Origin of the sequence: Pseudomonas oryzihabitans (assembly GCF_032027545.1) — a bacterium.
Taxonomy (GTDB): domain Bacteria; phylum Pseudomonadota; class Gammaproteobacteria; order Pseudomonadales; family Pseudomonadaceae; genus Chryseomonas; species Chryseomonas oryzihabitans_F.
In genome coordinates this window covers 74,331-89,056 of the sequence record NZ_JAVSJB010000017.1, presented here as the reverse complement: position 1 = coordinate 89,056, position 14,726 = coordinate 74,331, and the positions used below count along the sequence as shown (strand labels likewise).

The following is a 14,726-nucleotide window of genomic DNA, read 5'->3' as shown; positions in this document are numbered from 1 at the left end:
AATCGGCGGCGGTGCTGGCGTGCTCTGCCTGCTGCGCGACTCGCTGCGGAATGCCCTCGCTGCGCCGAACCGTGGAGCGGGTGACGGTCGGGTCGTGGGCCGGTCCAAGCCTTGAGGTAAGCTGGGTCATTCCTTCAAGGAGCCGCGCGATGAAAGCGCCTGCCGTCCTCTTCGCTCTCGCCCTGCTGGGTATCGCTTGCGGGAGCGCCGCGCCCGCCTGGGCCGATTCGAACTATCGCCTCGGCGGTGGCTATGTGACGCCGCCCCAGGGTGCGGCGCCGCCACCCGCACCGCCCGGCAATGGTGGTGGCTGGCAGGGTGGCGGCCCGGGTAACGGGAACGGCGCTCCGCCGCCTGGCCGTGGTGAGGGGCCGGGCCGGAGGGATGCGCCGCCGCCGGAGCGCTGGGGGCGTCCCGCTCCAGGACCCCGGCCGGATGTGCAGCCGGCCTTCCAGGATCGTCCCGTGCCCCTGCCGCGGCCCGGCTACATGATGCCGGCGCCCGCGCAGCCCGACTGGAATCCACCAAGGCCGCCCCGTCCCAACCCCGGTTACGATCAAGGCTGGTCAGGCAACCGACCGGGCTGGGGCACCCATCCACAATGGCGACCGGGCTTCGAGGTGCCGGGGATTCCCGCAGGCTTCACCCGCGTCTGGTATCGCGACAGCCAGTACTACTATGCCGACGGCTACTGGTATCGGCCCCAGGGACCACGCTACGTGGTGACGCTGCCGCCGACCGGCGTGCGGGTGAGCGTGCTGCCGGCCTTCGCCGAGACGCTGTGGATGGGCGGAACCACCTATTATTTCGCCGCGGGCAGCTACTACCGCACCGACCCGGGCGGTGGCTTCGTCACGGTGGCCGACCCCACGGTCGCCGCGGTACCGACCACTTCCGCGGCGCCGACCGGGGTGGGCTACGACGCCTACGACGTCACCGCCTATCCGCTGCAGGGGCAGTCGCCCGAGCGCTATGCCACTGATCGATACGACTGCCGCCGCTACGCCGCCGGCGACTCGGGCTTCGATCCCGAGCGCCCCGGTGCGGTCGGCGATCCCTACCTGACCCAGCGCTTCCGCCAGGCCCTGGGGGCTTGCCTGGCAGGGCGCGGCTACCGGGTGGAGTAGGGCTAGGCTAGTCGTTGGTCAGCTGCACCAGGGTGAACAGCCCGAACGGCGGTACGCTGCTACGACTAGCGCGACGCAGGTCTTCCCGGGAGAGGATGGAGTCCATGGCGAAGTCCGGATGCCAGCCCAGCTTGCGCGAGGCCGGGGCCAGGGCCTTTTCCGCCAGCAGGCGCAGGCCTCCCTCGGCCTGGAAGTGGTTGACCAGCAACAGGTGACCGCCGGGTTTCACCACCCGGCGCATCTCCTGCATCAGCTTGCGTGGATTGGGCACCACGGAGGCGACGAACATGGCCACGGCGATATCGAAGGACCCGGTGGGCAGCCCGGTTTCCTCGGCGTTGGCCTCGATCAGCGCCTCCACCGTGGCGATGCCGTCGCGGGCCACCCGCTCCTGGGCCTTGGCCAGCATGTCGGGTGACAGGTCGATACCGGTGACGCGCTTGTCCGGGCCGTAATGGGGCAGGGCCAGGCCGGTGCCCACGCCGACTTCCAGCACCCGGGTGCCCGCCAGGGCATTGACCGCCGCCACCGCGCGCTTGCGACCGGGCGCCGAGACGCCGCCGAATACTCGATCATAGACATTGGCCCAGCGCCGATAGGCAGAAATGATGGCGGCATTATCGAGGGCGGAATGGGGTGCAGAGCTGTGGGTGTCATTCAGCGAATAATCGATTTTCTTCGAGTCGTGCATAGCGGCCTTGTCATTGTCGGTAGATGAAAGCAGAGGCGATACGGAGCTAACTCGGAGCAAGTCCGCTGGTGGCGCACCACCAGCGCAAGACGCGGCATCACCGTCGCCGCGGCGCGCCAGGCGCCGCCTGGCCGGCCATCCTGGCCCCTTAGCAGTCGCGGCTTCAATTCTTTTTAAAGCAATTGCGAGGTATTTGGCTAGTTATGGCGAAAGTTGGTTGGCCAATAACGGGATTTTCTTTTTTTTTGGGGGGGATTAAGTTATTCGAGGATTCAATTAAAAAACTGTCGTTATATTTATTGTTTGTTCAATCAACTCATCATTGCCGATAGCGGCGGCGAAGGTCGGACCCGAAGGGCAGTACGAGGCTGAGACTGCCAGGCCGGGATCGTCTGGCACCCTGGGCGTCTTCGCCCTGCCGTGGCCTGCACGACGGTCTCGGCTCAGGGGATTCCTGAGGTATCCAGAGACATGAGCTTAAGCCGGCAACCCTCCGGCAAGGGGCGAGGGATGGCCTTTTGACGGCCACCTTCGCTTTCATTTGTAATCTGATTGCGTCTAGTGTCGGCTTCCAGATACAGAGCCTCCCAGCTGCCCCGGTCATCCCGCTCTAACGCCCGAATGTCTTGCCATTACTGATTTTCAGCTATGACGGGAGCAGCATGGGCGCATTCTCGAATCGACAAGGCGGATGTGGCGTGAAGAAGGCCGCAGGCTTCACTCTTACCGAATTGCTGATAGTTGTAAGTCTAATTGCCATTCTGGCGACCATCGCCGTCCCTGGTTTCGGCAGTCTCACCCGGGCCAACCAGGTGTCTTCGGCGTCCAGCGAGCTGCTCAATTTGCTGAACTATGCACGCAGTGAGGCTCTGACTCGCGGAGTGAGTACCAAGGTGACCGCACCCAGCGTGAGCAGTTGGACGGGGGCGCTGCAGATCACCACGGTCGGCAGTACCCTCCTGGGTGACGTAGAGACCCTACGCAGCTTCAGCAACACCGGTCTCGGCGCGGCTGGCGTCAACTCCAGCGCCAGCGCCGCCGAAGTGGTCTTCCGGCCCAACGGGACGGTGGCCTCGGCCTTTTCCGTCAAGCTGTGCGCCAGGAACGACCGGGCCACTACCGGCAAGCTCGTGACGGTGAGCCAGGGCGGCCAGGCTTCGCTCACGGATTTCACGCCAGCCTCGGCTAGCAGCACTGGTTGTAGCTGATGAGCCGGCTCGTGCGGGGATTCAGCCTCATCGAGGTGCTGGTAGGGCTGCTGATCATCAGCATTGGTGCCTTGGGCATGGTGGCCCTGCAGGCGCGCAGTCTGGTGCTGTCCCAGGATTCCGTGCAGCGCAACAATGCCATCATGCTCGCTGGCGACCTGCTCGAACTGATGCGCAGCAATCCCGACGGCGCCCTCAGCGATCGGCTGTTCAGTACCAGCAGCAAGTATTACAAGGCGGCGGGTATCGATTTCGCCAGCGTGGCGCTGGATGCCGCCGATGTGTCCTGTGCCAAGCTGCAGCGCGGTGCCGGCGGCGAGACCGTGGCCGGCAAGGATCTGACCTGTTGGTTGCAGCAGGTGCAAGCGCTGCTGCCGGTGAATGCCACCTTGTTGAAGAACAACTTCGCCATCTGCCCGTCGCAGCAACCGCCGCAGGTGGGCAGTACCGCGCCTTACAACGACACCAATGCCTGCGTGACCAACAATGCCTCCATGGTCATGATCGTCATCGCCTGGCAGGATGCTTCCAGCAATGACCAGGGGTGCCATGGCGGTATCTGCTTCTATACCTTGAGGGCCGAGCTGTGAGGTGGCGCCAGCGGGGGCTGTCGATCATCGAACTCATGGTGGCGCTGCTGCTGAGCAGCTTCCTGATCCTGGTGGTCACCCAGCTTTACCTGGACAACAAGCGGCATTACCTCTTCCAACAGGGGCAGGTGGGTAACGGGGACAACGGGCGTACCGCGCTGTTGCTGCTCGACCAGCAACTGGCGCGCGCCGGTTTTCGGGCCAATCCAGTCAACCAGTCGACCCTGGCCGGCGCCTTCGCCAGCCGCGGCGCCGGCGACGGATGCCCCGCGTTCGATCAGGCCCAGACGGTGGTCATGACCACCGACAACAACGGCATCTGCCTGCGTTATCGGGGGGCGACCAACGGCGCCGATCTCGATTGCCTGGGCAATCCAATCGCCGCCGCGGTGAACGGAACGGAGATCGTCACACGGATCAGCTATGTGGCGGATCCCGACCAGGTGCCCGGGCAGGGCTATCTGACCTGCAGCGCCCAGGGCCAGTCGGCCCAGACGATCATCTCGGGGCTGTCGGACTTCGTCTGGTTCCAGCTGCCCACGGCTGCGCAAAATAGTCAGGCGGTCCGCTATGCGGCGCTGTTCTCCAGTCGTGCGTCCCTCACGGACGGGATCGCCAATACCGCCATGGCGGGCAACTGGAAAACGCTCACCGGGCGCGACGTCACCGCAGCCGCCCAGACCCGGGTGCTGCAGATCGTACAGGGCAGCGTCACTTTGAGGAACCTGATGCCATGAGTAGCGCCAAGCGCCAGCAGGGGGCGGTAATGCTGGTGGCCCTGATCATGCTGTTGCTGCTAACGCTGCTGGCGGTGACCAGCATGCGCGAGACGACGGTACAGAATCGCCTGGCCGGTAACGTGTCCGAGCAGCGGCGTGCCTACAACGCGGCGGAGTCGGCCTTGCGCGAGGCTGAGCGGCGCCTGACGGCACTGCGTGGGACCCCGGCCTTCGTCAATGCCAGTTCCGGCTATGACTCCTGCACGGACAGCGTCAACGCCCTGTCGGCAACCAAGGGCAACCTCTGCATCCTCAGCCAGAGCCAGGATCTCAACACCCAGGCCAAGGTCCAGGCCTGGGCCAAGACGGCTCTGGCCACCGTGAGCATCAACCCCGCGGCGACGTCCGTCGGCTACACCGGCTATGACGACAAGGCGCGCTTCACCCTGCCGCCGCGCTGGGTGATCACCGCCATCTCCGGAGCGTCCGACCCTAACCTGGACAGCAGCTACCGGGGTAGTGGTACCTACTACTACCGGGTGACGGCCGTGGCACGCAGCGGCGGCGGTCGCTTTCCGGTGATCCTGCAGAGCATCGTCAAATTGGAGGATCAGTGACATGAGTCCGTGCCGTTATGCCTTGCGTCTCCTCGCCGGATGCCTGTTGGCCGCCGCCGGCAGCGTTAGCGCCAGCACGCTCAACCTCGGCCAGCAGCCGCTGTTCCTGACCACGGGGGTCGATCCCAACATCGTGGTGACGATCGACAACTCCAACAGCATGAAGTGGGGCTTCATCCCCGACTGGCTCGGCTACAGCGCCAATGGCCTGCGGGCGACGCGGCGGGTGAAGTCCTCGGCGTTCAATGCCATGTACTACAACCCTGGCGTCACCTACGCCCTGCCCAAGAAGGTGACCTTCAGCAACGGGACCCTGACCGTGGCCAACTATGCGGTCAGCAGCGGCTTTAGTTTCGATTTCACCAAGGTTTACGTGAACGGGTTTCGTCCCAGCGCGGGCACTATCGACCTGAGCAGCGAATATCGTGTCGCCTGGGAGTACGATACCTCGCGTGGCAAGGATACCGACTACAGCCAGTCCACCACCTATGGCAGCCCGACCGGCACCATCGCCTACCTGGCCGAGAACCCCAATGCCGACTTTGGCACCCGCACGAAGACGGGCGTGCCCGCCTATTACTATGTGTTCAACGCCGCGAACGCGAATTGTAACGGCCTGACGTCCGATGAGGATTGCTACACGCTGGTAAATCCCACCTCGTCCGCCGACCGGCAGAACTTCGCCATCTGGTATGCCTTCTATCGCAACCGGGCGTTGAGCATGCAGTCTTCCGCCAACCTTGCATTCTCGCAATTCTCCCGCACGGTGCGCATTACCTGGCAGGATCTGAGCAACTGCACCACCCTGAACAGCAGCGGGAGCTGCCGTGGCATTTCCTACAGCGGCAGCAACCAGTTGCTGACCTTCGACAACCAAGCGCGCGCCAACTTCTTCAATTGGCTGAGCGATGTCAATTTCAATACCGGGACGCCGTTGCGAGCCGCCATGGACAACGCGGGCAAGTTCCTGCAGACCACCGGCGTGAACGGTCCCTACGCCAAGGTGCCCTGGACCACCCAGAGCCCCGAGTACGCCTGCCGGCCCAGCTACCAGGTGATGATGACCGACGGCAAGTGGAACTCGGACAGCTTCAGCGTCGGCAATCTCGACGGCACGAGCCGTACCCTGCCCGATGGCAAGAGCTATACGGCCATGAGTCCCTTCCAGGACAGCGCCAGCAACACCCTGGCCGACCTGGCCTTCAAGTACTGGTACACCGATGCCCAGCCGAACATCGCCAACAAGCTGGCTCCCTATGTCCGCGAGTCCAGCAGCAATGCCGATACCCAGTACTGGAATCCCAAAAACGACCCGGCGACCTGGCAGCACCTGGTTACCTACACGGTGGGCTTCGGCCTGAGTTCGTCGCTGACCAACCCGGCCTGGGGTGGCAGCACCTACGCCGGCGGCTACAGTTCCAGTATGACCTGGCCGGCGGCCAGTAGCGACAGCGACAACAATGTCTATGACCTTTGGCATGCGGCGCTCAATTCGCGGGGTGAATTCTTCTCCGCCGACGATGCCAACGGCCTGGTCAGTTCACTCAACGAGGTGGTGACGCGTATCGCCCAGGCCAATAGCGCCAGCGCCAGCCAGGCGTCCTCGCCGCTGCTCGACAGCAGCCTGAGCTCCAACTACACCTATGTGCCGACCTTCTCCAGCACCGACTGGAGCGGCGACCTGACCAAATACCTCAGGAGCGCCACCACCACCAGCAAGGTCTGGAGCGCCCAGGCCAAGCTCGATGCCACCTATGGCAGCGGCAACTATGCGCAGCGCAAGGTCTACATGGCATCTGGCGGGGTACTCAAGGACTTCGCCTGGGCCAACCTGAGCGATGCCCAGAAGACCAGCCTCAACCGCAGTCTGACGGCCACCAGTGACAGCTACGGGGCGGACCGGGTGACGTACCTCAAGGGCAATCGCAGCCAGGAGAGTCTCACGGCCAAGCCCGCGTTCCGCATTCGCAACCACCTGCTGGGCGATATCATCGACTCCACGCCGGCCCTGGTCACCACGCCGAGCAGTCCGGTGGCGAAGATGAACGCCCTGGTCGGCACCGCGGGTAGCTATACCGCCTTCCTGCAGACCTGGGCCGAGCGGGCGTCGCGGATCTACGTTGGTGCCAACGACGGCATGCTGCATGCCTTCGACGATGACGGCAACGAGACCTTCGCCTTCATTCCCAGCGCCGTGATCGCCAACCTCTACAAGCTGACCGACACCGGCTACGGCGGCAGCAATCACCAGTTCTACGTCGACGGCTCGCCGGTGGTGCAGGACGTCTATTTCGGCGGCGCCTGGCATACCGTGCTGGTGGGCACCCTGCGCGGCGGTGCCCAGGCGATCTTCGCCCTGGACATCACCGACCCAAGCCAGCCTAAGCTGCTGTGGGAAAAGAGTGCGAGCGACAGCGACTATGCCGAGCTGGGCTTCACCTACAGCAAGCCGGTGATCGCGCGCCTCCATACCGGGGATTGGGGCGTGATCCTGGCCAACGGTTACAACGGCGCCAACGACAAGGCACTGCTCTATGTGCTGAACGTGGCCGACGGCAGCCGCCTCGCCGTGCTCGAGCCAACCCCCAATGACGGTCTGACCAGCGCCAACGGGCTGTCCACTCCCGCGGCCGCCGATGTCGATGGCGATCTGGTCGTCGACTATGTCTATGCCGGGGACCTGCGGGGCAATCTCTGGCGCTTTGACCTGCTCGGCAGCAGCCTGACGGCGACCGCCACGGCCAGCAATTTCAAGGTGGCCTTCGGTGGCGCGCCGCTCTATCGCGCCCGCTCCACCAGCTACACCAGCGGCGGCAGTAATCAGCTGCAGGCGATCATGGCGGCTCCCCTGCTGGTCCGGCATCCATCCGGTACCGGTTATCTGCTGGTATTCGGCACCGGCAAGTACCTGGAAACCGCTGACGCCACGGCGGTCACCAGCAAGGCCATGAGCTTCTACGGCATCTGGGACCGCCAGACCGACGGCTCGGCGGTCTCCAGCACGCCCACACTGACCACGGCCAATCTCCAGCAGCAGACCCTGGGCAGCGACACGACAATCAGCTACACCAGCGCTACCAATGCGGCGGTGAGTACCACGGCCAATACGCTATCGAGCAACGCAGTGAATTGGTACACCTCGACCAACACCGCGGGTCAATACGGCTGGTACCTCAACCTGCCGCTTACGGGCGAGATGAGCATCACCAGGCCGCTCTACCTGGCCGATACACTGTTCGCTGCCACCCTCACCCCCAACGACGATCCCTGCGATTCCGGCGCCGTGACCTATCTCTATGCCCTGGACCCCTTTACCGGCGGTGCCACCGATAGCCTGCAGCTCGGAACTACCATCAATTATTCACGCCTACAGATGGCAGGGTTGCTGTCCGGCTTGTCGGCCTTCATCTATGGCAATGGCACCATCGCCATCGGTGGCACCACCATCACCAGCTCGAACGGCAGCGACACTAGCACGGTCATCAACGAGGGGCAGAGCAAGGGCGTGCTGGCGAAGAGCAGTCGCTTCCGGCAGACCTGGCGCACCGTGACCAATGAGAATCCCGACTGATGAGGTACCCATGAAGGCCCGAGGTTTCACCCTGATCGAGCTAATGATCACCGTGGCGATCATCGGCATCCTGGCAGCCATCGCCTATCCCAGCTATCAGAACTACGTGCTGCGCTCCAATCGCAGCGAAGGCCAGGCGCTGCTGAACGAGGCGGCGGCGCGGATGGAGCGCTTCTATGCGCAGAACAACGCTTATCCGACCGCCGTCAGCAGCCTGAACATCGTCAACAACCGCACGCCGGCCGGCAGTCAGACGGTTACCTCTACCAGCGGTTACTATCAATTGGCCATGACCATCAATGCCGCCGGTAGCGCGGCCTATACGCAGAACGGCCCCTATTTGCTGACGGCCACCCGCAGCGGCACCCAGACCCGGGACACCAACTGCGGCGATCTTACCCTCAATGCGCAGGGGGTCAAGGGCATTGTCAACAACGGCTCCGGCACCGCCGCCGACTGCTGGCGCTAGTCCTCCCGCGGCTGCACCAGGCCCGCATCCCGACACTGTTCCACCCGGCAGCCGCCGAAGCCCAGGGTGATTCTCTGGGTGGCGTCGGCCTTGCCGGCGTCGCGCGCCTCGTGCTCGACCACCAGGCGATTCAGGCGGTTGAGCAACTGCATGGATTCATCGTAGGCGGTGCGGTAGAGGCTCAGGGTCGAGGCCTCGGTTAGGCCGTGGCCGTAGACCACGTGGAAGGTGAAGTCCGGCGCAGTGCGATCCTGCAGGTAACGGCGCTCGAAGCCGGCCAGCAGGTCGCCGGTGAAGTGCGCCAGCAACAGGGCGGCGCCCTCCTGGCCTGCGGAGCCGTGCAGCAGGGAGCGCGGCGTCAGCACCACGCGATCCTCTTCGTCGAGACGGGCATAGCCCTTGCGCAGCCATTCATCCAGCACCGTGCGCGCGCGGACGTCGCTGCCGACGCTGGCTACCAGCGCATCGAAGCTCTGCTCGCCACCGCGGCGCTGGGTCCGCGGCAGGGGCAGCAGATTGCCCTCGGCATCGAGCAGGTCCAGCCGAGAGGTCCAGGCGCTGAGCACCTGCCATTCCAGGCTCGGGGTGCCGCACGGCTGGTCGGGGCTGGCGTCACGCAGGGTGCGGACCTCGCGACGGGGCAGTCCGGTGAGTACCGAGATGCGGCTGTCGGAGTTGGGCTTGTCGCCCAGGGGTTCGAAGTCGCGGGCGACGTCGAAGTAGGTCTGGCGCAACAGGCGGTCGAAGGTCTGGTAGGTCACGCCGGAGGCGATGGCGATCCGCACCAGCCGACCGATGAGACTGCGAAGAAGCAAAGGAATCTTGGTGGAAAGCATGCAGGAGAGGCTCGACGCGGATAACGCCCACCCATCTTCGCGGCAGCCAGGGGCGCCGTCAAACCGGCGGTGTCGTCGGCGGACCTGGCGAGAAGCGCGACGGGCCCGGCCCGCCGCGCCGAGGGGGACTCAGCCGGGCGTGCCCGATTCGGTCTGGCCGGCCACATCCGGATCATCGGGAAACTCCTCCGGCTCCATGTCGGCGTAGGGCAGCTCTTCGGGCGGCGGGGTGTTGCTGGGGTTGTCGTAGGTCTTGCGGTCAGCGTCGCTCATTGGTGGTCTCCCGTGGTCATCGCAGATATCGAACCTGTCTGGCCAGCGCCGTTCCCGAGCGGCTACGGAGGGTTACCTTATGTCGCTGCGGTGGGGCTGGGTCGAACGTACTTAGCGCGATAGCGGTCTACAGTCGGACCGTCTCGCCCGAATGACGGCGCCCGAGGATTTCGTGATGACCACGCCCACCGCTGTCCACCCGCTACCCTTTCAGCCCGCCTTCGAGCAGGTGCCGGACGATGAAGCCGATACCATCCGCGAGATGGTCCAGGCCATGAGAGACATCGCCGAGACCACCTACGCCAACGGCGGCCATGCCATTCGCAGCGTCCACGCCAAGAGCCACGGACTGCTCACCGGCCGGGTGACGGTACTGGGCGGCTTGCCCCCGGCCTATGCCCAGGGCGTCTTCGCCACGCCTGGCAGCCATGCGGCGGTATTGCGGTTCTCCACCAATCCGGGCGACATCCTGCCGGACAGCGTCTCCACCCCGCGCGGTCTCGCACTCAAGCTGATCGACGTGTCCGGTGCGCGCCTGCCCGGCAGCGAAGGGCAGGTGACCCAGGATTTCGTCATGCAGAACGCGCCGGCCTTCACCGCGCCGGACCCCAAGACCTTTCTCAAGACGCTCAAGCTGCTGGCCAAGACCACCGACCGCGGCGAAGGGCTGAAGAAGGTGGCCTCGGCGGTGCTGCGCGGTACCGAGCAGGTGGTGGAAGCCCTGGGTGGCGAGAGCCCGACGCTGAAGAGCCTGGGCGGTCACCCGGAAACCCATATCCTTGGCGAGACCTTCTATACCATGGTGCCCTTTCTCTACGGGCCCTATTTCGCCAAGCTCAGCGTGGTGCCGGTGGCCCCCGAGCTGACCGCCCTGACCGATGCCCCGGTGGAGGTCAACGGCAAGCCCGACGGCCTGCGCGAGGCGGTCAACGTCCATTTCGCCCAACATGGCGGTGTCTGGGAGATCCGCGTGCAGCTGGGCGTCGACATCGAACAGACGCCCATCGAAGACGCCTCGGTGGTCTGGCCGGAAGACCTGACGCCCTATGTCACCGTGGCCCACCTGGAGGTGCCGCCGCAGCCGGCCTGGAACGAGGCCCGCTCGCGCGAGGTGGATGACGGCATGGTGTTCAGCCCCTGGCACGGCCTCGCTGCCCATCGGCCGCTGGGCGGGATCATGAGATCACGGCAGCCGGCGTACGAGATGTCGTCGCAGTTTCGCAGCGAGCGCAACGGCTGCCCACTGCATCATCCGCGCGGACCGGTGGAGCTGTCGTAAAGGATCAGTCGAGCGTAGCGAGCTCGGCATCGTCGAGTTCGCGGGCGCGTATCGCAGCCGCACGGCTTACCAGTCCGGCCACGTAGCGCTCGAAGTGCGGCCGCTGCTCGATGGTGCCGAAGGCCATGCCCCAGGCGAGATGGGAACCCACATAGACGTCGGCGGCGGTGAAGCGGTCGTCGACCAGGTATTCACCGGGCGCCAGGGCGGCGTCCAGGGTATCGAGCACCTCGGAAAGGCTGCCGTAACCCAGGGCGCGGCGCTTTTGCGGATCGTCGGGCAGGGTGAAACCCATGGCCTGGTTGGTGGTGGCGGCTTCCAGGGGGCCAGCGGCGAAGAACAGCCAGCGATAGTAGGCGCCGCGGGCTGGATCGTGCAGCGGTGGCGCCAGCCCCGCGGCGGGGAAGGCATCGGCGAGATAGGCGCAGATGGCCGCGGTTTCGGTCACCACCGCCGCACCGTGCCGCAGCGCCGGCACCTTGCCCATGGGATTGATCGCCCGGTAGGCCGGCGACTTCATCGCCGGACCATAGTCGATGCGCTGCACCTCGTAGGGCTGGCCGAGCTCTTCCAGCAGCCAGCGCACGATGCGTCCGCGCGACATGGGATGGGTATAGAGCACGGGCCGGTCGAACATGGTGGAGCTTCCTTGAGTTGTCGTACCCCTTAGCATAGGTAGGCCCTCCTCCAGCGTCCACGCCCCAGTGCCGCGGTGTCCTTCTGCTAGACTGGCAAACCTTTACGAGCCGTTTCACAGGACTCCCGTGCCCGCATCCTTCGCCTCCCTGCCGCTGGCCGACGCCATGCAGGCCAATCTGGCCGACCTCGGCTACCTGAGCATGACGCCCATCCAGGCGGCCAGCCTGCCCATCATCCTCAAGGGCCAGGACCTCATCGCCCAGGCCAAGACCGGTTCGGGCAAGACGGCCGCCTTCGGCATCGGCCTGTTGACCGGTCTCAATCCGCGCTACTTCGGCTGCCAGGCGCTGGTACTGTGCCCGACCCGCGAGCTCGCCGACCAGGTCGCTCGCGAACTGCGCCGCCTGGCGCGGGCCACGGCCAATCTCAAGATCCTGACCCTCTGCGGCGGCATGCCGCTGGGGCCGCAGATCGCCTCCCTGGAGCATGGCGCCCAGGTGATCGTCGGCACCCCGGGCCGGGTGCAGGAGCACCTGCGCAAGGGCACCCTGGTGCTGGACGGACTCAACGTGGCCGTGCTCGACGAAGCTGACCGCATGCTCGACATGGGCTTCATCGAGGCCATCGCCGACATCCTGCGGCAGACCCCGGCGCGGCGGCAGACGCTACTGTTCTCCGCCACCTATCCGGAGGGCATCGAGCGGCTGGCCCAGGACTATCTGCGCTCGCCCCTGCGCATCAGCGTCGAGAGCCAGCACAGCGAGACCCAGATCCGCCAGCGCTTCTACGAGATCGCCGCCCGGGATCGCCTGGCCGCCGTGGTGCGGTTGCTGCGGCATCATCGTCCGGCCAGCGCCGTGGCCTTCTGCCAGACCCGCCAGCAGTGCCAGGAGGTGGTCGAGGCCCTGCACGCCCAGCGCATCTCCGCCGCCGCCCTGCATGGCGACCTGGAGCAGCGTGAGCGTGACCAGGTGCTGGCGATGTTCGCCAATCGCAGCCTCTGCGTGCTGGTGGCCACCGACGTGGCCGCGCGCGGTATCGACGTGGCCGGCCTGGAAGCCGTGATCAACGTGGAGCTGTCCCGCGATCCGGCGGTGCACGTGCACCGCATCGGCCGTAGCGGCCGGGCCGGCGAGCAGGGCCTGGCGCTGTCGCTGGTGGCGCCGGCCGAGGCCAGCCGCGCCCAGGCCATCGAGGCCCAGCAGGGCAGCCCGCTGGACTGGCAACCCCTCAGTGCCTTGCGCGATACCCCGGAGCCGCTGGTGCCGGTCATGCACACCCTGGCCCTGGCGGCGGGCAAGAAGGACAAGCTGCGTCCCGGCGATATCCTCGGCGCCCTGACCGGCGATGCCGGCCTGCCCGGCGCCAAGATCGGCAAGATCACCCTGTTCGACCACCAGGCCTTCGTCGCCGTGGAAAGAGACATCGCCCGCCAGGCGCTGCAGCGCCTGGCCGAGGGCAAGATCAAGGGCCGGTCGATCAAGGTGCGGATGTTGTAGGGCGGATTTGGCTGCGGCCAGTGTGGCCCTGGCGGCCCACTCCTAACGGTCTTTGCCTTATCGCGGCCATGGCGGTCCGCCGATGCGGCCGCTCCTACGGATGGGTTTGCTACCGGTAGGTGCGGTCGTATCGGCGCACCGCCATGGTCGCGATCAGAGCCGTAGCGTGGAAAACGGCGCAGCCTTTTCCACGGGGACTTCATCGCGAGGCGCGCCCTCACCCCAGCCCTCTCCCAGGGGGAGAGGGGGCTATCCGAGCAGCTGTCCGACTCCTGGGCCTCCGTAAGAGCGGTCGCATCGGCGGACCGCCATGGCCGCGATCACTGCGAAGGCTACCCCTCGATCCCCATCCGCCGCCGGGCTCGATGCGACGAGCCGTTGCGCACCGCCCAGCGCAACACCGGGGCGGTGGCGCCGATAGCGGTACGAATCAGCCGGCGCTGCAGCGGCCCCTGGTGGAAGCCCAGTTCCGCGCTGGCCCAGTCGGGCAGCAGGTCGATGCCGGCCTGCATCATCAGTTTGCCGAACGGCTTGGCCAGGACGCTCGGCGCGGGTGCCTGCAACAGTACCCGACAGACCTCGCGGCTGCGCTCGTCGCACGCCAATTCGGGGCGTATCCGCTGATAGTAGGCGGCGATCTCCGCTCGTGAGCGCGGGACGTCGGTGGCGCCCAGACGCTCGGCCACCAGGGCGATCTCGGCGTAGTAGCGATCCTGCTCCGCGCCCGGCAGCCCGGGATCGAAGTAGCGCAGATAGGCGGCGAGGAAATGGCTGACCTCGGCCACGTGCACCCAGGTCAGCAGGGCGGGATCTTCGGCGCGGTAGGGACGGCCGTCGGCGGCCTGGCCCTGGATGTGGCGGTGGATCGCCTTGACCCGCTCGATCAGCCGCTCGGCGTCGGCCTGGCTGCCGAAGGTGGTGGCGGCGATGAATTGTCCGGTGCGGCGCAGGCGGCCGAGCATGTCCTCGCGAAACTGGGAGTAATCCCAGACACCGGCCAGGGCCAGCGGATGCAGGGTCTGCATGAGCAGGGCAGCGATGCCGCCGATCAGCATGCAGGTGAAGTCGCTGTGCACCCGCCAGGGGACGCTGTGCGGGCCGAACAGCCCGGGATCGCCGGGCGGCCGCTCGTAGTCGACCTCACCGAGGGACAGCCCAGTGAGGCTCATTACCTGCCGTTCGATACGGGCGCGGACGAACTCCATGGC

Annotated in this window: 14 protein-coding genes; 9 read left to right on the top strand and 5 right to left on the bottom strand. The window is 65.8% G+C overall.

Annotated features, from left to right (window positions below):
• Positions 1–149 precede the first annotated feature (149 nt).
• Positions 150–1,127, top strand: a complete 978-nt coding sequence (locus RND78_RS21935; protein ID WP_312732076.1) for a DUF6515 family protein — start codon at positions 150–152, stop codon at positions 1,125–1,127.
• A 7-nt stretch (positions 1,128–1,134) separates the two neighbouring features.
• Here the strand turns inward: RND78_RS21935 and RND78_RS21930 are convergent, their stop codons facing one another.
• A complete protein-coding gene (locus RND78_RS21930) occupies positions 1,135–1,818 on the bottom strand; it encodes a class I SAM-dependent methyltransferase (RefSeq protein WP_312732074.1) in 684 nt (227 codons plus the stop codon).
• A 698-nt stretch (positions 1,819–2,516) separates the two neighbouring features.
• On the opposite strand from RND78_RS21930, the gene RND78_RS21925 reads away from it, so the two are divergent.
• The 6 genes from RND78_RS21925 to RND78_RS21900 are packed head-to-tail and all read left to right on the top strand — an operon-like array spanning position 2,517 to position 8,992.
• Positions 2,517–3,026: a GspH/FimT family pseudopilin gene (locus RND78_RS21925; protein ID WP_312732072.1), complete on the top strand. Its 510-nt coding sequence runs from the start codon at positions 2,517–2,519 to the stop codon at positions 3,024–3,026.
• Positions 3,026–3,616 (top strand): type IV pilus modification protein PilV, encoded by a 591-nt coding sequence (pilV, locus tag RND78_RS21920; protein ID WP_312732071.1) that lies wholly within the window; start codon positions 3,026–3,028, stop codon positions 3,614–3,616. The genes RND78_RS21925 and pilV overlap by 1 nt, the downstream gene beginning before the upstream one ends.
• Complete coding sequence (locus RND78_RS21915; RefSeq protein WP_312732070.1) at positions 3,613–4,353, top strand: PilW family protein; 741 nt, start codon at positions 3,613–3,615, stop codon at positions 4,351–4,353. Before pilV ends, RND78_RS21915 begins: the two co-directional genes overlap by 4 nt.
• Positions 4,350–4,952: a PilX N-terminal domain-containing pilus assembly protein gene (locus tag RND78_RS21910; protein ID WP_312732069.1), complete on the top strand. Its 603-nt coding sequence runs from the start codon at positions 4,350–4,352 to the stop codon at positions 4,950–4,952. Before RND78_RS21915 ends, RND78_RS21910 begins: the two co-directional genes overlap by 4 nt.
• A 1-nt stretch (position 4,953) precedes the next feature.
• On the top strand, positions 4,954–8,523 hold the full coding sequence (locus RND78_RS21905) for a PilC/PilY family type IV pilus protein (RefSeq protein WP_312732067.1): 3,570 nt from the start codon (positions 4,954–4,956) through the stop codon (positions 8,521–8,523).
• Between the two features lie 10 nt (positions 8,524–8,533).
• Positions 8,534–8,992: a type IV pilin protein gene (locus tag RND78_RS21900; RefSeq protein ID WP_312732066.1), complete on the top strand. Its 459-nt coding sequence runs from the start codon at positions 8,534–8,536 to the stop codon at positions 8,990–8,992.
• On the opposite strand, the gene RND78_RS21895 is transcribed toward RND78_RS21900, so the two are convergent.
• The gene (locus RND78_RS21895) at positions 8,989–9,828 is read right to left on the bottom strand and encodes a DUF6502 family protein (RefSeq protein ID WP_312732064.1); all 840 of its coding nucleotides are present in this window, start codon (positions 9,826–9,828) and stop codon (positions 8,989–8,991) included. The two genes, RND78_RS21900 and RND78_RS21895, sit on opposite strands and share 4 nt — an antisense overlap.
• A gap of 129 nt (positions 9,829–9,957) precedes the next feature.
• Positions 9,958–10,101, bottom strand: coding sequence for a hypothetical protein (locus tag RND78_RS21890; protein ID WP_295466246.1), 144 nt, complete (start codon positions 10,099–10,101; stop codon positions 9,958–9,960).
• Positions 10,102–10,276: 175 nt separating this feature from the next.
• On the opposite strand from RND78_RS21890, the gene RND78_RS21885 reads away from it, so the two are divergent.
• Positions 10,277–11,380: a catalase family protein gene (locus RND78_RS21885; RefSeq protein ID WP_312732062.1), complete on the top strand. Its 1,104-nt coding sequence runs from the start codon at positions 10,277–10,279 to the stop codon at positions 11,378–11,380.
• A gap of 4 nt (positions 11,381–11,384) precedes the next feature.
• Here RND78_RS21885 and RND78_RS21880 read toward each other — a convergent pair whose 3' ends face one another.
• On the bottom strand, positions 11,385–12,017 hold the full coding sequence (locus RND78_RS21880; RefSeq protein ID WP_312732060.1) for a glutathione S-transferase family protein: 633 nt from the start codon (positions 12,015–12,017) through the stop codon (positions 11,385–11,387).
• A 127-nt stretch (positions 12,018–12,144) separates the two neighbouring features.
• Here RND78_RS21880 and dbpA point away from each other — a divergent pair, with 127 nt between their 5' ends.
• Positions 12,145–13,518 (top strand): ATP-dependent RNA helicase DbpA, encoded by a 1,374-nt coding sequence (gene dbpA / locus RND78_RS21875; RefSeq protein ID WP_312732059.1) that lies wholly within the window; start codon positions 12,145–12,147, stop codon positions 13,516–13,518.
• 332 nt (positions 13,519–13,850) lie between these two features.
• On the opposite strand, the gene RND78_RS21870 is transcribed toward dbpA, so the two are convergent.
• Positions 13,851–14,723: an oxygenase MpaB family protein gene (locus tag RND78_RS21870; protein WP_312732058.1), complete on the bottom strand. Its 873-nt coding sequence runs from the start codon at positions 14,721–14,723 to the stop codon at positions 13,851–13,853.
• Between the last annotated feature and the right edge of the window lie 3 nt (positions 14,724–14,726).

Excerpts from the sequence above, each read along its gene's own strand:
- RND78_RS21935 (WP_312732076.1), top strand. The coding sequence starts at position 150 with ATGAAAGCGCCTGCCGTCCTCTTCGCTCTCGCCCTGCTGGGTATCGCT.
- RND78_RS21930 (WP_312732074.1), bottom strand. The coding sequence starts at position 1,818 with ATGCACGACTCGAAGAAAATCGATTATTCGCTGAATGACACCCACAGC.
- pilV (WP_312732071.1), top strand. The coding sequence starts at position 3,026 with ATGAGCCGGCTCGTGCGGGGATTCAGCCTCATCGAGGTGCTGGTAGGG.
- RND78_RS21910 (WP_312732069.1), top strand. The coding sequence starts at position 4,350 with ATGAGTAGCGCCAAGCGCCAGCAGGGGGCGGTAATGCTGGTGGCCCTG.
- RND78_RS21905 (WP_312732067.1), top strand. The coding sequence starts at position 4,954 with ATGAGTCCGTGCCGTTATGCCTTGCGTCTCCTCGCCGGATGCCTGTTG.
- RND78_RS21900 (WP_312732066.1), top strand. The coding sequence starts at position 8,534 with ATGAAGGCCCGAGGTTTCACCCTGATCGAGCTAATGATCACCGTGGCG.
- RND78_RS21895 (WP_312732064.1), bottom strand. The coding sequence starts at position 9,828 with ATGCTTTCCACCAAGATTCCTTTGCTTCTTCGCAGTCTCATCGGTCGG.
- RND78_RS21890 (WP_295466246.1), bottom strand. The coding sequence starts at position 10,101 with ATGAGCGACGCTGACCGCAAGACCTACGACAACCCCAGCAACACCCCG.
- RND78_RS21885 (WP_312732062.1), top strand. The coding sequence starts at position 10,277 with ATGACCACGCCCACCGCTGTCCACCCGCTACCCTTTCAGCCCGCCTTC.
- RND78_RS21880 (WP_312732060.1), bottom strand. The coding sequence starts at position 12,017 with ATGTTCGACCGGCCCGTGCTCTATACCCATCCCATGTCGCGCGGACGC.
- RND78_RS21870 (WP_312732058.1), bottom strand. The coding sequence starts at position 14,723 with ATGGAGTTCGTCCGCGCCCGTATCGAACGGCAGGTAATGAGCCTCACT.